Origin of the sequence: Cupriavidus basilensis (assembly GCF_000876015.1) — a bacterium.
Taxonomy (GTDB): Bacteria; Pseudomonadota; Gammaproteobacteria; order Burkholderiales; family Burkholderiaceae; genus Cupriavidus; species Cupriavidus basilensis_B.
Genome location: NZ_BBQM01000022.1, coordinates 43,255 through 61,346, shown reverse-complemented (window position 1 = coordinate 61,346; position 18,092 = coordinate 43,255). Strand labels below are relative to the sequence as shown.

Annotated in this window: 16 protein-coding genes and 1 tRNA gene; 8 read left to right on the top strand and 9 right to left on the bottom strand. The window is 68.2% G+C overall.

What is annotated here, in order from left to right; genetic code table 11:
• Positions 1–59: 59 nt before the first annotated feature.
• The 4 genes from proB to rplU form a co-directional block, all read right to left on the bottom strand.
• Positions 60–1,178: a glutamate 5-kinase gene (proB, locus tag KF708C_RS23650; protein ID WP_020205793.1), complete on the bottom strand. Its 1,119-nt coding sequence runs from the start codon at positions 1,176–1,178 to the stop codon at positions 60–62.
• 61 nt (positions 1,179–1,239) lie between these two features.
• Positions 1,240–2,340, bottom strand: a complete 1,101-nt coding sequence (cgtA, locus tag KF708C_RS23645; RefSeq protein ID WP_020205792.1) for an Obg family GTPase CgtA — start codon at positions 2,338–2,340, stop codon at positions 1,240–1,242.
• Between the two features lie 148 nt (positions 2,341–2,488).
• Positions 2,489–2,749 (bottom strand): 50S ribosomal protein L27, encoded by a 261-nt coding sequence (gene rpmA / locus KF708C_RS23640; RefSeq protein ID WP_020205791.1) that lies wholly within the window; start codon positions 2,747–2,749, stop codon positions 2,489–2,491.
• 70 nt (positions 2,750–2,819) lie between these two features.
• Complete coding sequence (gene rplU, locus KF708C_RS23635) at positions 2,820–3,131, bottom strand: 50S ribosomal protein L21 (protein WP_020423953.1); 312 nt, start codon at positions 3,129–3,131, stop codon at positions 2,820–2,822.
• A 572-nt stretch (positions 3,132–3,703) separates the two neighbouring features.
• Here rplU and ispB point away from each other — a divergent pair.
• The 8 genes from ispB to KF708C_RS23595 all read left to right on the top strand — a co-directional run bounded on the left by ispB (position 3,704) and on the right by KF708C_RS23595 (position 11,018).
• Positions 3,704–4,633: an octaprenyl diphosphate synthase gene (gene ispB, locus KF708C_RS23630; protein ID WP_020205788.1), complete on the top strand. Its 930-nt coding sequence runs from the start codon at positions 3,704–3,706 to the stop codon at positions 4,631–4,633.
• Between the two features lie 149 nt (positions 4,634–4,782).
• Positions 4,783–4,859, top strand: a tRNA-Pro gene (locus KF708C_RS23625).
• 322 nt (positions 4,860–5,181) lie between these two features.
• Positions 5,182–6,936 carry a type IV-A pilus assembly ATPase PilB gene (gene pilB, locus KF708C_RS23620; protein WP_059413595.1) on the top strand — a complete coding sequence of 585 codons (1,755 nt, stop codon included), beginning with the start codon at positions 5,182–5,184 and terminating at the stop codon, positions 6,934–6,936.
• 30 nt (positions 6,937–6,966) lie between these two features.
• Positions 6,967–8,232, top strand: a complete 1,266-nt coding sequence (locus KF708C_RS23615; protein WP_029044200.1) for a type II secretion system F family protein — start codon at positions 6,967–6,969, stop codon at positions 8,230–8,232.
• A 3-nt stretch (positions 8,233–8,235) separates the two neighbouring features.
• Entirely contained in the window at positions 8,236–9,165 is a 930-nt protein-coding gene (locus KF708C_RS23610) for a prepilin peptidase (RefSeq protein WP_231586565.1), read from the top strand.
• Positions 9,166–9,211: 46 nt separating this feature from the next.
• Entirely contained in the window at positions 9,212–9,823 is a 612-nt protein-coding gene (gene coaE / locus KF708C_RS23605; RefSeq protein WP_059413480.1) for a dephospho-CoA kinase, read from the top strand.
• Between the two features lie 246 nt (positions 9,824–10,069).
• Positions 10,070–10,828 carry a cell division protein ZapD gene (gene zapD, locus KF708C_RS23600; RefSeq protein ID WP_059413479.1) on the top strand — a complete coding sequence of 253 codons (759 nt, stop codon included), beginning with the start codon at positions 10,070–10,072 and terminating at the stop codon, positions 10,826–10,828.
• A 4-nt stretch (positions 10,829–10,832) separates the two neighbouring features.
• The gene (locus tag KF708C_RS23595) at positions 10,833–11,018 is read left to right on the top strand and encodes a DNA gyrase inhibitor YacG (protein WP_029044199.1); all 186 of its coding nucleotides are present in this window, start codon (positions 10,833–10,835) and stop codon (positions 11,016–11,018) included.
• A 119-nt stretch (positions 11,019–11,137) separates the two neighbouring features.
• On the opposite strand, the gene KF708C_RS23590 is transcribed toward KF708C_RS23595, so the two are convergent.
• The 5 genes from KF708C_RS23590 to KF708C_RS23570 all read right to left on the bottom strand — a co-directional run bounded on the left by KF708C_RS23590 (position 11,138) and on the right by KF708C_RS23570 (position 18,087).
• The gene (locus KF708C_RS23590) at positions 11,138–11,569 is read right to left on the bottom strand and encodes an NUDIX domain-containing protein (RefSeq protein ID WP_020205781.1); all 432 of its coding nucleotides are present in this window, start codon (positions 11,567–11,569) and stop codon (positions 11,138–11,140) included.
• Positions 11,566–12,465, bottom strand: coding sequence for an ATP-binding protein (locus KF708C_RS23585; RefSeq protein ID WP_020205780.1), 900 nt, complete (start codon positions 12,463–12,465; stop codon positions 11,566–11,568). The genes KF708C_RS23590 and KF708C_RS23585 overlap by 4 nt, the downstream gene beginning before the upstream one ends.
• Positions 12,466–12,562: 97 nt before the next feature.
• Positions 12,563–13,792: a bifunctional glutamate N-acetyltransferase/amino-acid acetyltransferase ArgJ gene (gene argJ, locus KF708C_RS23580; protein ID WP_059413478.1), complete on the bottom strand. Its 1,230-nt coding sequence runs from the start codon at positions 13,790–13,792 to the stop codon at positions 12,563–12,565.
• A gap of 173 nt (positions 13,793–13,965) precedes the next feature.
• Positions 13,966–16,749, bottom strand: coding sequence for a preprotein translocase subunit SecA (secA, locus tag KF708C_RS23575; RefSeq protein WP_059413477.1), 2,784 nt, complete (start codon positions 16,747–16,749; stop codon positions 13,966–13,968).
• Positions 16,750–17,142: 393 nt separating this feature from the next.
• Positions 17,143–18,087 carry a M23 family metallopeptidase gene (locus KF708C_RS23570; protein WP_059413476.1) on the bottom strand — a complete coding sequence of 315 codons (945 nt, stop codon included), beginning with the start codon at positions 18,085–18,087 and terminating at the stop codon, positions 17,143–17,145.
• Between the last annotated feature and the right edge of the window lie 5 nt (positions 18,088–18,092).

Sequence of the window (18,092 nt, the reverse complement as noted above, 5' to 3'; positions counted from 1 at the left end):
TGCACACCGTGCAGCCTTTTTGCTTCTGAGCTCCCGCTCGCCGGTGCCGGCCGGGCGGATCAGACCAGCACGAGATTGTCGCGATGAATCAGCTCGTGCTCGTTCTGGTGGCCCAGCACGCGCTCGATCTCGGACGACGGCTTGCGCGCGATCAGGCGCGCCTCGGCGCTGGAATAGTTGGTGATGCCGCGCGCCACCTCGTGCCCGCCGGCGTCGACGCAGGCGATGACCTCGCCGCGCGCGAACTCGCCCTCCACTTCCACCACGCCGATCGGCAGCAGCGACTTGCCGCCGCTGGTGAGCTTTTCGCACGCGCCGGCGTCGATCACCACGCGCCCGCGCATCTGCAGGTGGTCGGCCATCCATTGCTTGCGCGCGTTCAGGCGCCCGGTCGGCGCCAGCAGCTGGGTGCCGATGCCTTCGCCGCCGGCCAGCCGCTCCAGCACGTTGGCTTCGCGCCCCGAGGCGATCACGGTGTGGGCGCCCGACTTGGCCGCGCGCTTGGCGGCCAGGATCTTGGTCAGCATGCCGCCGCGGCCGATCGAGCTGCCGGCGCCGCCGGCCATCGCCTCGAGCTCGGGCGCGCCGGCCAGCGCTTCCTCGACGAAGACGGCCTGCGGGTCGCGGCGCGGGTCGGCGGTGTAGAGGCCGCGCTGGTCGGTCAGGATCACCAGCGCGTCGCCTTCGATCAGGTTGGTGACCAGCGCGCCGAGGGTGTCGTTGTCGCCGAACTTGATTTCGTCGGTGACGACCGTGTCGTTCTCGTTGATGATCGGCACCACGCCGAGCGAGAGCAGCGTCAGCAGGGTCGAGCGCGCGTTCAGGTAGCGCTCGCGGTCGGCCAGGTCGGCGTGGGTCAGCAGCACCTGGGCGGTGCGGATGCCGTAGCGGCCGAACTGGCTTTCGTAGACCTGCGCCAGCCCCATCTGGCCCACCGCGGCGGCGGCCTGCAATTCGTGGATTTCCTTCGGGCGGCGCACCCAGCCCAGACGCTGCATGCCCTCGGCGATGGCGCCCGAGCTGACCAGCACGACTTCCTTGCCGGCCATGCGCAGCTTGGCGATCTGGGCCGCCCAGCGGGCGATGGCGTCGTGATCGAGCCCCTTGCCGTCGTTGGTCACCAGGCTGGACCCGACCTTCACGACGATACGTTTTGCCTGGGCGATGACCGATTGCATGGCGGGATCCTGTCTCCTGGGTACTGCGGCTGTCGTTGCTTGCTGGCTGGCGCGGAGCGGATCAGTCCTGCTCCGTGCCGGAATGGTCGATATTGTGCAGGCGCTCGTCGAAGCGGATGTCCGGCTCGGCCAGCGCGGCGGCCTCCTCGGCCTTGATCGCGGCGAGGTGGTCCTTGATCGCGTAGATCAGTTCGCGGCAGCCTTCGCCGGTCAGGGCGGAGATGCGGAACACCGGGCCCTTCCACTTGTAGCGCTTGACGAAATCCTTGACGCGCTTCTCGCGCTCGTCCTCCGGCACCACGTCCAGCTTGTTGAGCACCAGCCAGCGCGGCTTGTCGTAGAGGCTCTCGTCGTATTTCTTCAGCTCGTTGACGATGGCGCGCGCCTCCGCCACCGGGTCCACGTTCTCGTCGAACGGCGCCAGGTCCACGATATGCAGCAGCAGGCCGGTGCGCTGCAGGTGGCGCAGGAACTGGTGGCCCAGCCCGGCGCCCTCGGCCGCGCCTTCGATCAGGCCGGGGATGTCGGCCACCACGAAGGACTGCTCGTGGTCGACGCGCACCACGCCCAGGTTCGGGTGCAGCGTGGTGAACGGATAGTCCGCCACCTTGGGGCGCGCGTTGGAGATGTGCGAGATCAGCGTGGACTTGCCGGCATTGGGCATGCCCAGCAGGCCCACGTCGGCCAGCACCTTGAGTTCGAGCTTGATCATGCGGCGCTCGCCGGGCTTGCCGTCGACCTGCTGGCGCGGCGCGCGGTTGGTGCTGGACTTGAAGTGCAGGTTGCCCCAGCCGCCCATGCCGCCCTCGGCCAGGCACACGGTCTGGCCGTGCTCGGTCAGGTCGGCGATCAGGTCGCCGGTGTCCATGTCCAGGATCTGCGTGCCGACCGGCATGCGCAGCGTCACGTCCTCGCCGCCGGCGCCGTAGCAGTCCGCGCCGCGGCCGTTCTCGCCGTTGCGCGCCACGTGCTTCTTGGCGTAGCGGAAGTCGATCAGGGTGTTGATGTTGCGGTCCGCCACCGCGAACACGCTGCCGCCGCGGCCGCCGTCGCCACCGTCCGGTCCGCCGAAGGGGACGAATTTCTCGCGCCGCATCGATGCGCTGCCATTGCCGCCATTGCCGGCAATGACTTCAATTCTGGCTTCGTCGATGAACTTCATGATGACCTTCCGTGGTGGAGCGGCCGCGCCGCGCGCCCGGCCGGAAGGGCGGGGAGCGCGGGCGTGGCGGATGGCGACAACGGGATTGTCGCCAGAAATGAAAAAGCCCCGCAAGTGCTGCGGGGCCTTCGTGCTGCAAAGGCGGTGATCAGGCTGCCGGAACGACGCTGACCTGCTGCTTCTTGGCAGCGCCCTTGACGGCGAACTGCACGTGACCGTCGATCAGGGCAAAGAGGGTGTGATCCTTGCCAATGCCGACGTTCTCGCCCGGGTGCACGCGCGTACCGCGCTGACGCACGATGATGCTGCCGGCGTTGATGGCCTGGCCACCGTACACCTTGACGCCCAGACGCTTCGATTCGGAATCGCGGCCGTTCCGTGTGGAACCGCCGCCCTTTTTCTGTGCCATGACTAACTCCTGTCGCTTGACTTTACCTGGTTACGCTTGAATTCGATTTCGATGTGGACTGAGCGGCAGCTCAGGCGACGATCGATTCGATGCGCAGCTCGGTGTAGTTTTGACGATGGCCTTGACGCTTCTGGTAGTGCTTGCGACGGCGCATCTTGAAGATCTTCACCTTGTCGTGACGACCTTGGGAGATAACGGTAGCCTTGACGGAAGCCCCGCTCACCAGCGGCGTACCAAACTTGAGTTGGTCGCCGGCGCCCACTGCGAGCACCTGGTCGAGCGTGATTTCTGCGCCAATGTCTGCCGGTATCTGTTCTACTTTAAGTTTTTCGCCAGCAGCAACCTTGTATTGCTTGCCGCCGGTTTTTACGACCGCGTACATTGTCGAACCTCTCGATGTGAAATAAAACGCCGAAAGCCAATGCCGGCCTGCCCTGGCGCTCCGTCCGCCCTGCTTGGGCAGGAGGGTCCGGATGGCCCGGACAGCCCAATTGGCGCCGGTTATCTCCCGCCGGCGCAGCCGTAAACAATGCAAAGCGGCCGGAGGAAACCCGTGATTCTATACCAGATCCGGTAAAAGTACAAAGAAAACAGGTACATAGCCTGTCCGGCGGCGCCTCGCGCACATTGCGTGGCGCTCGGACGGGGTCCGGCGCGGGCCCGGCTCAGATCAGGTCCGCCAGCAGGAAGCCCGCCAGGGCGGCGAAGGCAGCCCACCAGGCGGTGCGGCGCAGCCGGCGACGCGAAGAAAAATGTCTTTCGGTCATGCGGACATTATAGGCCGCGCGTGCATGGCGCCCGCGCCACGCGCATGCCCCGGCCCGCGACCCCGGCACCCCCCGTTCAGGGGACATACATACACCCGCATCGCTTATAATCGGCGGGTTTTGCGTAACGGTGAACATCTTGTCCCAGTCTTCCGCCACTGCCTTGCTTGCCCCGGTCGCTGCCGACATGCGCGCCGTCGATTCGGTGATCCGCCAGCGGCTCGCCTCCGAAGTGCCGCTGATCGAGCAGATCGGCGAATACATCATCAGCGCCGGCGGCAAACGCCTGCGCCCCGTGATCCTGCTGCTGTCCGCGCGGGCCTTCGGCTACGACGGCCACCGCCACCACGAGCTGGCCGCCGTGGTGGAGTTCATCCACACCGCCACCCTGCTGCACGACGACGTGGTCGACGAGTCCGAGCTGCGGCGCGGCCGCCAGACCGCCAACGCGGTGTTCGGCAACGCCGCCAGCGTGCTGGTGGGCGACTTCCTCTATTCGCGCGCGTTCCAGATGATGGTGGACGCCGGCAGCATGCGCATCATGGAGATCCTCTCCAACGCCACCAACGTGATCGCCGAGGGCGAGGTGCTGCAACTGCTCAACATGCACGACCCCGACGTCACCGTGGAGCGCTACCTGCAGGTGATCCGCTACAAGACCGCCAAGCTGTTCGAGGCCTCGGCCCAGCTCGGCGCCGTGCTGGCCGGCGCGGACGCCACCGCCGAGGAAGCCGCGGCCGAATACGGGCGGCGCATCGGCACGGCCTTCCAGCTCATCGACGACATGCTGGACTACACCGCCAGCGCCGAGCAGATGGGCAAGAACGCCGGCGACGACCTGCGCGAGGGCAAGCCCACGCTGCCGCTGCTGCACCTGCTCGAGCACGGCACCGACGCGCAGCGCGCGCTCGCGCGCGACGCCATCGTGCAAGGCGGCACCGAGCACTTCGACGCGGTGTTCGCGGCGATCCACGACAGCGGCGCGCTCGAAGTCACCTTCGAAGCCGCGCGGCGCGAAGCCGAGGCGGCGGAGAAGGCCGCGCGGCAATTCCCCGAGTCGCCGCTCAAGCAGACGCTGATCGACCTGTGCGCGTTTTCGCTGCAGCGCCAGTCGTGAAATCGGGCGGCCCCGGCAAGCGGGCCTGACAGCAAAAACACAAGGAACATGCGGTTGCCTCTTCCCATCCGAAAAAAAGGCTGCTACACTTGTGTGCTTTCTCGCTGCAACAATATTTCTGGCGCAGCGATAGAAAAAAGCAAGAAAAACGGGGTGTAGCTTAGCCTGGTAGAGCGCTACGTTCGGGACGTAGAGGCCGGAGGTTCGAATCCTCTCACCCCGACCAGTTTTCACGGTCGGCAAGACCGTACAAGAAAAGCCGCACAGCGATGTGCGGCTTTTTTTCGTCCGCGTTCGTCCGCGCGATTTTTTCGTCCGCGTCTCCGGTCCGTGTCCTCGCCATGCTGCGGCCGGACCGCCGCCGCCTGACGCCTCCTGGCCACCCCGCCGCCGGCCCCCACGCCCATCCCCCCGCGCCAGTAGGGTTGCGCACCTGTCGCGCAAACGCCAACGCCGGGCGCGCCTCGCCTTTACAAAAAGTGACCCCGCCTGCAAACTGCGCCGATTCGGGGTCTTTCGGCCGCTTGCCGGCCACCAGCTTTTTTGCCATGACACTTGGTCTAGCTCTTGCACAGAGCCGGCGCATCGCGCCTGCCCTGCTCGCCCAGCTTGAACAGTCGGCACGAGAAAAAAAGTCGCAGCTGATCGACGAGATCATCGCCAGCGGCACCATGACTGCGCACGATGTGGCGATCTTCGCGGCTGATAAATATCAGTTGCCCCTGGTCGATCTGGGCCAGTACAACCTGAACAAGGTGCCGCCGGCGCTGGCCGGCAACCGCGAGTTCCACGCGCACCGGCTGCTGCCGCTGGGCCGGCGCGAGAACCGCCTGGTCCTGGCCCTGTCCGACCCGGGCAACCAGGCCGGGCTCGACGCCATCAAGCAGAAGTACAACCTGCCGGTCGATACCGTCGTCGTCGAGCACGACAAGCTGATGCAGTACGTGCGCTCCGCCAGCGAGGACGGCGGCGGCACGCTCAAGTCGATCGCGCCGGTGCAGGCCGAGCGCAAGATGATCGAGTACGACCCGGTCGCCTCCGCCGCCGCCCAGCGCAACAAGACCGCCGGCGACATCGACGACGCGCCGGTGGTGCGCTTCCTGCACAAGCTGCTGACCGAAGCCTTCCACCGCGGCGCCTCCGACCTGCACTTCGAGCCGTTCGAGACCTTCTACCGCATCCGCTTCCGCGTCGACGGCGTGCTGCAGGAGGTGGCGCGCCCGCCGGTCGACATCCGCGACAAGATCGCCACCCGCATCAAGGTGCTGTCGCGCCTGGACATCTCGGAAAAGCGCGTGCCGCAGGACGGCCGCATGAAGCTGCTGATCGCGCTGCCCAAGGACAAGAACGCCGAGAAAGACGGCAAGGACGGCAAGGAGCCCAAGGAGGTGGTCGAGAAGGCGATCGACTTCCGCGTCTCCACGCTGCCGACGCTGTTCGGCGAGAAGATCGTGATCCGGATCCTGGAGTCGTCCTCCGACAAGCTGGACATCGACCAGCTCGGCTACGAGCCGGCGCAGAAGGCGCTGCTGCTCGACGTCATCAAGCGCCCCTACGGCATGGTGCTGGTGACGGGCCCCACCGGCAGCGGCAAGACGGTGTCGCTGTACACCTTCCTGAACCGGCTCAACCAGGGCGACATCAACATCTCCACGGCCGAGGACCCGGCCGAAATCCAGCTGCCCGGCATCAACCAGGTCAACGTCAACGAGAAGGCCGGCCTGACCTTCGCCGCGGCGCTGCGCTCGTTCCTGCGGCAGGATCCGGACATCATCATGGTCGGCGAAATCCGCGACCTGGAAACCGCCGACATCTCGATCAAGGCGGCCCAGACCGGCCACCTGGTGTTCTCCACCTTGCACACCAACGACGCGCCGACCACGCTCACGCGCCTGATGAACATGGGCGTGGCGCCGTTCAACATCGCCTCGAGCGTGCTGATGATCACCGCGCAGCGGCTGGCGCGCCGCCTGTGCACGTGCAAGCGGCCCGGCGAGCTGGCGCGCGAGGTGCTGGTCGACGCCGGCTTCCAGGAAGCCGACCTCGACGGCAGCTGGCAGCCCTACCACCCGGTCGGCTGCGAGCGCTGCAACGGCACCGGCTACAAGGGCCGCTGCGGCATCTACCAGGTGATGCCGATCACCGAGGCGATGCAGCAGATCATCCTCGCGCACGGCACCGCGCTGCAGATCGCCGAGCAGGCGCGCCGCGACGGCGTGCTATCGTTGCGCGAAGCCGGCCTGGCCAAGGTGAAGCAGGGCGTCACCTCGCTGGAAGAAGTGCTGGCAACAACCAATATGTAAAACAACAAAGCATGTCATTTGGGGTCAATCATGGCGACACGCGCACCAGCCGCCGCCGCTCGCAAGGCGGCTGCGCCCAAGGGGAAATCTGGGCGTAAGGCGCCCACGCAGTACATCTTCGAGTGGGAGGGCAAGGACCGCAAGGGCAAGGTGTTCACGGGCGAGCTGCGCGCCGAGAGCCAGGCCGAGGTCAACGCCACCCTGCGCAAGCAGGGCCTCACCGTGGTCAAGCTCAAGAAGCGGCGCGCCGCGCGCGGGCGCAAGATCACCGAGAAGGACATCGCGTACTTCACGCGCCAGCTCTCGACCATGCTCAAGGCGGGCATCCCGCTGCTGCAGTCGATCGACATCATCGCGCGCGGCCACGCCAACCCGAACTTCACGCAGCTGCTGGCCGAGATCCGCTTCGACATCGAATCGGGCAGCAGCATGGCGCAGGCCTTCCGCCGCCAGCCGCGCTACTTCGACACGCTCTACTGCAACCTGATCGACGCCGGCGAGCAGGGCGGCATCCTGGACGCCCTGCTGGAGCGTCTGTCGCTCTACATGGAAAAGACCATCGCGCTGAAGAGCCAGATCAAGTCGGCCATGATCTACCCGATCGCGGTGCTGACGGTGGCCTTCGCCGTGACGGTGATCCTGATGATCTTCGTGATCCCGGCCTTCAAGGGCGTGTTCTCGAGCTTCGGCGCCAACCTGCCGGCGCCGACGCTGGCCGTGATCGCCATGTCGGACTTCTTCGTCAACAACTGGTACATCGTGATCGGCGTGCCGGTGTTCGGCATCGCCTTCTACCTGCGCAGCCTCAAGCGCTCGGAGAAGGTGCAGCGCGCCAGCGACCGGATGCTGCTGCGGCTGCCGATCTTCGGCTCGCTGTTCCGCAAGGCCGTGATCGCGCGCTGGACGCGCACGCTGGCCACCATGTTCGCCGCCGGCACGCCGCTGGTGGAGTCGATGGAGTCGGTGGCCGGCGCGGCCGGCAACTGGGTCTACTACGACGCCACCCGGGAGATCGAGCAGTCGGTGCGCATCGGCACCAGCCTGACCAACGCCATGCAGGCCACCCACGTGTTCGACAACATGGTGCTGCAGATGACGCAGATCGGCGAGGAGTCGGGCGCGCTGGACAACATGCTGCTGAAGGTGGCGGAGTTCTACGAGCGCGAGGTGGACGACGCCGTGGCCGCCATCTCCAGCCTGATCGAGCCGCTCATCATCGTGGTGCTGGGCGTGCTCATCGGCGGCATGGTGGTGGCGATGTACCTGCCGATCTTCAAACTGGGACAGGTGGTGTAACGCATGCAGTGGCTGTTTTCCGCGCACGGCGCCGCCGGCGCGCTCTCCGCGTTTTCCCCGCCGGCGGCGCCCGCGCAGGCCATCGCGTCGCTGGCGCTGCTGCCGTCCTGGTTCCTGGTGACGGCGGCGGCGCTGCTCGGCCTGGTGGTCGGCAGCTTCCTCAACGTGGTGGTGCACCGGCTGCCGCGCATGATGGAGCACGACGAGGCCAACTACATCGCCTCGCTGCGCGATGACCCGCTGCCCCACCCCGAGACCTACAACCTGATGGTGCCGCGCTCGGCCTGCCCGCATTGCGGCCACGCGATCGGCGCGCTGGAGAACATCCCGGTGCTGAGCTACTTGGCGCTGCGCGGGCGCTGCTCGGCCTGCAAGGCGCCGATCGGCAAGCGCTACCCGCTGGTGGAAGCCGGCACCGCGCTGCTCACGGCGCTGGCCGCGGCCCACTTCGGCCCGACCTGGCAGGCGCTGGCGGCCATCGCCCTGATCTGGGCGCTGATCGCCCTCACCCTGATCGACGCGGACACGCAGCTGCTGCCCGATCAGATCACGCTGCCGCTGCTGTGGCTGGGCCTGCTGCTCAACCTCGGCGGGCTGTTCGCGCCGCTGGCCGACGCCGTGACCGGCGCGGCGGCGGGCTACCTGCTGCTGTGGACGGTGTACTGGGCGTTCAAGCTGGTGCGCGGCAAGGAAGGCATGGGCTACGGCGACTTCAAGCTGATGGCGGCGCTGGGCGGCTGGTTCGGCTGGCAGGCGCTGCCGGCGCTGGTGCTGCTGTCGTCGGTGGTGGGGCTGGTGTTCGCGCTTGCCAATATCGCGCTGCGCCGTCAGGATCGCGATACGCATTTCGCCTTCGGCCCCTATATCGCCGGCGCCGGCCTGCTGGTGCTGTTCTTCGGCGCCAACGTGCTGCCGCTGGGCCTGGCGGGCTGACGGCGCGCCGCCCACCCATGCAAGCCTGGATAGCCTGGATACGGACATGCTGCAAATCGGACTGACCGGAGGCATCGGCTCCGGCAAGACCCGCGTGGCGGACCTGTTCGCCACGCGCGGCGCCGCCCTGATCGACACCGACCTGCTGGCGCACGAGATCACCGCGCCGGGCGGGCTGGCCATTGCCGCGCTGGTGGCGGCCTTCGGCCCCGGCTGCCTGCGCGCCGACGGCGCGATGGACCGCGACGCCATGCGCGCGCTGGTGTTTGCCGACCCCGCGGCCAAGGCCCGGCTCGAAGCCATCACCCATCCGCTGATCCGCCAGCTGACCGAGGCCCGCGCCGCCGAGATCCGCGCGGCGGGCCGGCATCCCTACCTGATCTACGTGGTGCCGCTGCTGGTCGAGTCCGGCACCTGGGCCAGCCGCGTGGACCGCGTGCTGGTGGTCGATTGCAGCGAGGCCACGCAGGTGGCGCGCGTGATGGCGCGCAACGGCTTCACGCGCGCGCAGGTCGAGGCCATCATGGCGAAGCAGGCCCGCCGCGCCGAGCGGCTGGCCCGCGCCGACGACGTGGTCGACAACGACGGCCCGCCCGAGGCGCTGGCGCCGCAGGTGGAGCGGCTCGACCGGCTCTACCGCGCGCTCGCCGCCGGCTGAGCGCCGAAGGAACCGATGGGGCCGCCCGGGAAGCCGATGCAGCCGATGGCGCCGATGGCGCTGATACGGCCGGCGGGAACCGGTGGCGCGGGATGCACCTTTAGTCGGCGCTTTCGTTGTCCTGCCACGCGGACTCGCATAGAATGCGCTGGATACAAGCGGGAAATGGTCCCATACTGGGCCCCGTAGCCAGCAACCCCGCCAGCAACGCCGCCCGCCAAACCGCCCTGCCGCCCGGACAATCACTTGATTCTGTACGAATATCCTTTCAACGAACGCATCAGGACTCTCCTGCGCCTGGAAGACCTGTTCGATCGCCTGGATTATTTCCTCGGCCAGGATCATGCCCTGCAGCACCACGTGGCGCTGACGACACTGTTCGAGATCATCGACGTGGCCGGCCGCGCGGACCTCAAGACCGACCTGCTCAAGGAACTGGAACGCCAGCGCCAGGCGCTGGCCGCGCTGCGCGCCAACCCGCAGATCGACCAGGGCGCGCTCGACGCGGTCATCGGCGAGATCGAGCAGGCCATGTCGCAGCTCAACCAGGTGGTGGGCAAGGCAGGCCAGCTGCTGACCGACAACGAGTGGCTCACCAGCATCCGCAGCCGCGCCATCATTCCCGGCGGCACCTGCGAATTCGACCTGCCGGCCTACTACGCATGGCAGCATCGCCCGGCCGAGGACCGCCGCGCCGACATCCTCAAGTGGGCGCGCCCGCTGGTGGCGCTGCGCATGGGCACCAACACCGTGCTGCGGCTGCTGCGCGAGTCCGGCCAGAGCGGCAAGGTCATCGCCACCGGCGGCAGCTACCAGCAGATGCTGTCGGGCCGCAGCTATCAGCTCATGCAGGTGATGCTCGACGACTCGCTGCTGGCCTTCATCCCCGAGATGAGCGCCAACAAGTACATGCTGTGGGTCCGTTTCACGCAGCAGGACGGCGACCTGCGCCCGCGCTCGGTGGATGCCGACATTCCCTTCCTGCTCAAGCTCTGCAATTTCTGAAGCGATGACAACCGTAGTCAAGTGCCCCACCTGCGGCAAGGATGTGGCCTGGGTGCCGGAGAACAAGTTCCGCCCGTTCTGTTCCGAGCGCTGCAAGCAGATCGACCTCGGCGCGTGGGCCTCGGAAAAATACGTGATCGGCGGCAAACCCGGCGAGGATCCGTCGGCGGAGCAGGACGACGAGGACTGAGGCGCGGCGTTGGCCGGCGTCTGCCGCGGTTCATACCGCCATCGCGCATCGCCGGCCCGCGCCTGTGGTCACAGTCGCTGCGCCCCGCATGCCACCGGTTTGCCCGACGAAGCGCAGCCTTAGCGCTTGCCCTCGTCAGCCAGCCACGCCACCACCGGCACCGTGGCCGGCAGCAGCGGTCCCACCTCGACCGGCGCCGACTGCCATGAGAACGCCTGCCCTTCGCGCCCCACCAGCTCGCCCGACCATGCCGTGACCTTGCAGAAATGCAGGCGCACGTAGGCGTGCGGGTAATCGTGCTCGAGCACCTGCCAGCGCACCGATTGCGACACCGCGATGCCGAGCTCCTCGTGCAGTTCGCGCGCCAGCGCTTCCTCCACCGATTCGCCCGGCTCGAGCTTGCCGCCCGGGAATTCCCAATAGCCTTCGTAGGGCTTGCCGGCCGGGCGCTGCGCCAGCAGGAAGCGGCCGTCGGGCTGCACCAGCACGCCCACGGCGACCTCCGTCACCTTGCGCGCGGTGCCGGCGGCGCTTTGCGGGGCCTCGCTCATGCCTGGCCTTCGGCCGAGGCGACGAACGGCTTGCCGTGCTTGCCGCCCCAGTCGCGCGCGAACTGCCAGGCCACGCGGCCCGAGCGCGAGCCGCGCTCCAGCGCCCACACCAGCGCGTCGCCGCGCGCGGCGGCCACGTCCTCGTCCGAGCAGCCGAAATGCTGGAGCCAGTGGCCGACGATGGCCAGGTACTCGTCCTGCTTGGGCGGGTAGAACGACAGCCACAGGCCGAAGCGCTCGGACAGCGAGATCTTTTCCTCCACTACTTCGCCGGGATGGATCTCGCCGTCGTCGGTGTGGCGGTAGGTCTCGTTGTCCTTCATGTACTCGGGCAGCAAGTGGCGGCGGTTGGAGGTGGCGTAGATCAGCACGTTGTCCGACTGCGCGGCCACCGAGCCGTCCAGCGCCGACTTGAGCGACTTGTAGCCCGACTCGCCGTCCTCGAACGACAGGTCGTCGCAGAAGATGGCGAAGCGCTCCGGGCGCGCCGCCAGCTGCTCGACGATGTCGCCGAGGTCGCCCAGATCGTCCTTGTCCACTTCCACCAGGCGCAGGCCGTCCTTGACGAAGGCGTTGAGGCAGGCCTTGATCAGCGAGGACTTGCCGGTGCCGCGCGCGCCGGTCAGCAGCACGTTGTTGGCCGGCAGGCACCGCACGAACTGGCGCGTGTTGGCGACGATGGCGTCCTTCTGGCGCTCGATGTTCTTGAGGTCGTCGAGGTGGATCGGCGGCAGCTGGCGGATCGCCTGCAGGTAGCCGATGTTGCCGAACAGGCTCTGCCGCTTGCGCCAGCGGAATGCGACGGCCTGCTCCCAGTCGGCGTCGCTCAACTGCGGCGGCAACCATTGTTCGAGGCGGGCGAGGAAACTGTCGAGGCGGGAGGCGAGGTCGGACATGGCGGCTGGGCAGGAGAGGCGAGGAAAAACGGGCAAGCGGATCTTGGCGGGAAGCCGGGAGCGGCGCCCGCGCGGGCGCCGCTCCCCGGGGCAGAGCTTACGAGCGGTAGTCCGCGTTGATCGAAACGTAGTCGTGCGAGAGGTCGCAGGTCCACACCGTGGCGGCGGCATCGCCGCGGCCGAGCGCGACGCGCACGGTGATCTCGGCCTGCTTCATCACGCGCTGGCCGTCTTCCTCGCGGTAGTCGGGATTGCGCCCGCCGTCGCGCGCGACCAGCACGTCGTCGAGCCACAGGTTGACGCGCCCGACGTCGAGGTCGTCCACGCCGGCGTAGCCGATCGCGGCCAGGATGCGGCCGAGGTTGGGGTCGGAGGCGTAGAACGCGGTCTTGACCAGCGGCGAGTGCGCCACCGCATAGGCGATCTGGCGGCATTCGGCGACGTCCTTGCCGCCTTCCACGCGGATGGTCATCAGCTTGGTGGCGCCTTCGCCGTCGCGCACGATCATCTGCGCCAGTTCCTGCGCGAGGTCCGTCACGGCGGCGCGCAGCGCCTCGAAGTCGGCACCCTCGGCGCGCTCGATGGCCGGCGCGCCGGCCTGGCCGCTGGCGATCAGCACGAACGAGTCGTTGGTCGAGGTGTCGCCGTCGATGGTGATGCTGTTGAACGACTGGTCGGCCGCGTAGGACACCAGCGCCTGCACCACGGGCTGCGCCACGGTGGCGTCGGTGGCGATGAAGCCGAGCATGGTCGCCATGTTCGGGCGGATCATGCCGGCGCCCTTGCTGATGCCCGACAGCGTGACGGTCTTGCCGCCGATCTGCACGGTGCGCGAAGCGGCCTTGGGCTGGGTGTCGGTGGTCATGATCGACTCGGCCGCGGCCAGCCAGTTGTCCGGCTTCGCGCTGGCGATGGCGGCCGGCAGCGCGGCGGCGATGCGGTCCACCGGCAGCGGCTCCAGGATCACGCCGGTCGAGAACGGCAGCACCTGCTCGGCGGCGATGCCGAGCTGCGCGGCGAGCGCGTCGCAGGTGGCGCGGGCCGCGGCCAGACCGGGCTCGCCGGTGCCGGCGTTGGCGTTGCCGGTGTTGACCACGAGCGCGCGGATGCCCTTGCCGGCGGCCAGGTGCTCGCGGCAGACCTGCACCGGCGCGGCGCAGAAGCGGTTGCGGGTGAACACGCCGGCCACGGTGCTGCCCGCGGCCACGCGCACCACCAGCACGTCCTTGCGGTTGGCCTTGCGGACGCCCGCTTCGGCCCAGCCGAGCTCGACGCCGGCGACAGGTTTCAGGTTCTCTGCCAGCGGCAGGGGCAGGTTGACGGCCATGTGCGTTCCTCTATGCGTTCTTCGTTGCTGGTTGGCGGGCGCCAGGCCGGAGCGGAGCGCCCATGCGCAGCCCGCGCATCGCGGATTCCGCGCTTGTTGCCTGCGGATTCCGCACCGCCCTGACGAACATGCCCGCTTGCGCGGGCATGTTTGCTGACTTCACCGTGCGCGGCCTAGCTGAGCTTGCCGTGGCACTGCTTGAACTTCTTGCCGGAGCCGCAGGGGCACGGATCGTTGCGCCCCACCTTGGCCATGCCGGCGGTCTCGGCCGCCGCCGCGGCGGCGTAGGCGATGCCGGCGCGCTCGGGCGCGGTGGCCGCCTCCGCGGCCTGGCTGGCCTCGTCGAACTCCTCATGCTGGTACTGCACGTTGCCGAGGTGCGAAAGGCCTTCCTCGATCTGCTCCGAGGCCTGCTCGAGCTGCTCCGGCGACTGGATCTGCACGTTGAAGATCACGCGCGTGACCTCGACCTTGATCAGGTCCAGCAGCCGCGCGAACAGTTCGAACGACTCGCGCTTGTATTCCTGCTTGGGGTCCTTCTGCGCATACCCGCGCAGGTGGATGCCCTGGCGCAGGTGGTCCAGCGCGGCCAGATGCTCGCGCCAGTGCGTGTCGATGCTCTGCAGCATGACCGAGCGCTCGAAGCCGGCGAACGACTCGCGGCCGACCTGGGCGACCTTGCCTTCGTAGCGCTCGTCGGCGGCGCGCACGATCAGGTTCAGCAGTTCCTCGTCCTCGATGCTCTGCGCGGCCTCGACCGTGGCGGCGAGCGGCACGTTGAGCGACCATTCCTCGCGCAGCTTGGTTTCCAGGCCGGCGATGTCCCACTGCTCTTCCATCGTGTCGGCCGGCACGTGGTCGCGGAACATCTCGACCAGCACGCTCTCGCGCAGGTTCTTCACCATCTCGCCGACGTCCTGCGATTCCAGGACCTCGTTGCGCAGCTTGTAGATTTCCTTGCGCTGGTCGTTGGCGACGTCGTCGTACTGCAGCAGTTGCTTGCGGATGTCGAAGTTGCGGCCCTCGACCTTGCGCTGCGCGGACTCGATCGAGCGCGTGACGATGCCGGCCTCGATCGGCTCGCCCTCGGGCATCTTCAGGCGCTCCATGATCGCGCGCACGCGGTCGCCGGCGAAGATGCGCAGCAGTTGGTCGTCCAGCGACAGGTAGAAGCGCGACGAGCCCGGGTCGCCCTGGCGCCCGGCGCGGCCGCGCAGCTGGTTGTCGATGCGGCGCGACTCGTGGCGCTCGGTGCCGACGATGTGCAGGCCGCCGGCGGTCTTGACCTGCTCGTGCAGCGACTGCCACTCGTCCTTGAGCTTGGCGATGCGCGTGGCCTTCTCGGCTTCGGGCAGGCTGTCGTCGGCCTCGATGAAGCCGGCCTGCTTTTCCACGTTGCCGCCCAGCACGATGTCGGTGCCGCGGCCCGCCATGTTGGTGGCGATGGTGATCATCTTGGGCCGGCCGGCCTGCGCCACGATCTCGGCTTCGCGCTCGTGCTGCTTGGCGTTGAGCACCTGGTGCGGCAGCTTGGCCTTGTTGAGCAGGCCCGAGAGGTATTCCGAGGTCTCGATCGAGGTGGTGCCGACCAGCACCGGCTGGCCGCGCTCGTGGCAGTCGCGGATGTCGCGCACCACGGCGTCGTAGCGCTCGTTCGAGGTCTTGTAGATCTGGTCCTGGAAGTCCTTGCGCTGGGCAGCCCGGTTGGTCGGGATCACCACCACTTCGAGGCCGTAGATTTCCTGGAACTCGTAGGCTTCCGTGTCGGCCGTGCCGGTCATGCCGGACAGCTTCTCGTACATGCGGAAGTAGTTCTGGAAGGTGATCGTGGCCAGCGTCTGGTTTTCCTGCTGGATGGTCACGCCTTCCTTGGCTTCCACGGCCTGGTGCAGGCCGTCGGACCAGCGCCGGCCCGTCATCAGGCGGCCGGTGAATTCGTCGACGATCACGACTTCGTCGTTCTGCACCACGTAGTGCTGGTCGCGGTGGAACAGGCTGTGCGCGCGCAGGGCGGCGTACAGATGGTGCATCAGCGTGATGTTCTGCGGCGCGTAGAGCGACTCGCCCTCGCCGATCAGGCCCTGCTGCGCGAGGATTTCCTCGGCCTTCTCGTGGCCGGCCTCGGTCAGGTAGACCTGGTGGCCCTTCTCGTCGACGTAGTAGTCGCCGGGCTTCTCGACGCCGGTGCCGTCGGCCTTTTCCTCGCCGATCTGGCGCTCGAGCAGCTTGGGGATGCCGTTCATGCGCTGGTACAGGTCGGTGTGGTTCTCCGCCTGGCCCGAGATGATCAGCGGGGTGCGCGCCTCGTCGATCAGGATCGAGTCCACCTCGTCGACGATCGCGTAGTGCAGCGGACGCTGCACGCGCTGGCCCGGATCGTAGACCATGTTGTCGCGCAGGTAGTCGAAGCCGAACTCGTTGTTGGTGCCGTAGGTGATGTCGGCCGCGTAGGCCGCCGCCTTCTGGTCGTGCGGCATCTGCGACAGGTTCACACCCACCGACAGGCCCAGGAAGTTGTACAGGCGCCCCATCCACTCGGCGTCGCGCTGGGCCAGGTAGTCGTTGACCGTGACCACGTGCACGCCCTTGCCGGTGATGGCGTTCAGGTACACCGCCAGCGTGGCGGTCAGGGTCTTGCCCTCGCCGGTGCGCATTTCGGCGATCTTGTTGTCGTTCAGGACCATGCCGCCGATCAGCTGCACGTCGAAGTGGCGCATCTTCATGACCCGCTTGCTGGCCTCGCGGCACACCGCGAACGCCTCGGGCAGCATGGCCTCGAGCGACTCGCCCGCGGCGTGGCGCTGCCGGAAGGTCTCGGTCATGGCGCGCAGGTCGTCGTCCGACAGCGCCGCGAACTTCGGTTCCAGCGCATTGATCTGCGCGACGGTCCTGCCATATTGTTTGACCAGCCGTTCATTGCGGCTGCCGAAGACTTTCTTGAGAAGGCCCGTGATCATCGATTGCTTTCACCTACGCGAGAGGTCTGCCGTGGTACGCCGCTGTGCCATGCACCGGCGGCCTGGCCGCCGGTCAGGCCGGCAGCCCAGGGCGAACCGCGCGAGGAAATAGGAAGATTGGCGCAAAACGCCGAGTTTATCACGCGCGGGTGTCACGGCCGGAAGCACGCGGCGGTCCGCGCGATGCGCAAACCACACCCCGCGGCAGCCGGGACTTGACGCCACGGCGGCGATGCAGCGGCGATGGCGCGCCGATCGCGCGCACGCCCGCCGACGCCGCGCCGGCCGTTCACCCCGCCCTCGCGCCCCCTGGCCCGGACGCGCCCCGCGCACCCAGTTCCCTTCGGACATCGGGGCGGCCCCGCGGTTCTTCAACGGCGCGCCGGCGCCGCTTCAGCGGATGGCGGTGCGGTCGGTCGGCTCGGGCGCCTGGGCCAGCTGCGCGGGTGCGGGTTTCGCCACCGCGAGGAAGCGGCTGGGGTTCTGCGGCACGCCGTTGACGTGCACTTCGAAGTGCAGGTGCGCGCCGGTGGAACGCCCGGTCGAGCCGACCAGCGCGATCTGCTGGCCCGGCTTGACCAGGTCGCCGGGCTTGACCAGCATCTTGGCGCTGTGCGCGTAGCGGGTCTTGAGGCCGTTGCCGTGGTCGATGTCGATCAGGTTGCCGTATTCCGGGTGCCATTCGGCAGCCACCACCACGCCGCCGGCGGCCGCCACGATCGGCGTGCCGGCCGGCGCGGAGAAGTCCACACCGTCGTGCGGGGTGCGGCGCCCCGTGAACGGATCGAAGCGCCAGCCGAAGCCCGAGGCGTCGTAGCCGGACGCCACCGGCAGCACGCGCGGCACGCGGCGGTCCTCGCTCTGGCGGTCCAGCAGCGTGGTCGCCACCACGTCGAGATAGTCGGCATGCTGCTCGGCCTGGTCGGACAGGCGCGCCAGCGCCAGCTGCAGCTCCGTCAGGCTGGGCGCGCGCGACTGAGCGGTCGGCGCGAGGCCGCCGCGCCCGGGCGGCTGGCGGAAGTCGAACTCCTTCGGCGCGATGCCGGCCAGGCCCGAGACCCGCTCGCCCAGCGCGTCCAGCCGCACCATGCGGGCCTGGATCTCGCCCACGCGGGCGGCCAGCACATTGAGGTTGGCGCGCAGGTAGGCGTCGTCGCCGGGCGCGCGCGCCGGCGCGCCGGACCCGGCCAGCCCCGCGCGCGCGGCGAACCAGGTCAGCGCCGACGAGGCCAGCGCGACCAGCAGGCACAGCAGCAGCACGGCGGCGGCCAGCCGCCCGCGCGACAGCGTGAAATGGCGCACCTGCGGCAGGCGCGGATGAAGCACGATGATCTGCATGAGGC

What these genes read in the sequence shown, in the direction of transcription:
- proB (WP_020205793.1), bottom strand. Translation starts at nt 1,178, where the DNA reads ATGCAATCGGTCATCGCCCAGGCAAAACGTATCGTCGTGAAGGTCGGG.
- cgtA (WP_020205792.1), bottom strand. Translation starts at nt 2,340, where the DNA reads ATGAAGTTCATCGACGAAGCCAGAATTGAAGTCATTGCCGGCAATGGC.
- rpmA (WP_020205791.1), bottom strand. Translation starts at nt 2,749, where the DNA reads ATGGCACAGAAAAAGGGCGGCGGTTCCACACGGAACGGCCGCGATTCC.
- rplU (WP_020423953.1), bottom strand. Translation starts at nt 3,131, where the DNA reads ATGTACGCGGTCGTAAAAACCGGCGGCAAGCAATACAAGGTTGCTGCT.
- ispB (WP_020205788.1), top strand. Translation starts at nt 3,704, where the DNA reads ATGCGCGCCGTCGATTCGGTGATCCGCCAGCGGCTCGCCTCCGAAGTG.
- pilB (WP_059413595.1), top strand. Translation starts at nt 5,182, where the DNA reads ATGACACTTGGTCTAGCTCTTGCACAGAGCCGGCGCATCGCGCCTGCC.
- KF708C_RS23615 (WP_029044200.1), top strand. Translation starts at nt 6,967, where the DNA reads ATGGCGACACGCGCACCAGCCGCCGCCGCTCGCAAGGCGGCTGCGCCC.
- KF708C_RS23610 (WP_231586565.1), top strand. Translation starts at nt 8,236, where the DNA reads ATGCAGTGGCTGTTTTCCGCGCACGGCGCCGCCGGCGCGCTCTCCGCG.
- coaE (WP_059413480.1), top strand. Translation starts at nt 9,212, where the DNA reads ATGCTGCAAATCGGACTGACCGGAGGCATCGGCTCCGGCAAGACCCGC.
- KF708C_RS23595 (WP_029044199.1), top strand. Translation starts at nt 10,833, where the DNA reads ATGACAACCGTAGTCAAGTGCCCCACCTGCGGCAAGGATGTGGCCTGG.
- KF708C_RS23590 (WP_020205781.1), bottom strand. Translation starts at nt 11,569, where the DNA reads ATGAGCGAGGCCCCGCAAAGCGCCGCCGGCACCGCGCGCAAGGTGACG.
- KF708C_RS23585 (WP_020205780.1), bottom strand. Translation starts at nt 12,465, where the DNA reads ATGTCCGACCTCGCCTCCCGCCTCGACAGTTTCCTCGCCCGCCTCGAA.
- argJ (WP_059413478.1), bottom strand. Translation starts at nt 13,792, where the DNA reads ATGGCCGTCAACCTGCCCCTGCCGCTGGCAGAGAACCTGAAACCTGTC.
- secA (WP_059413477.1), bottom strand. Translation starts at nt 16,749, where the DNA reads ATGATCACGGGCCTTCTCAAGAAAGTCTTCGGCAGCCGCAATGAACGG.
- KF708C_RS23570 (WP_059413476.1), bottom strand. Translation starts at nt 18,087, where the DNA reads ATGCAGATCATCGTGCTTCATCCGCGCCTGCCGCAGGTGCGCCATTTC.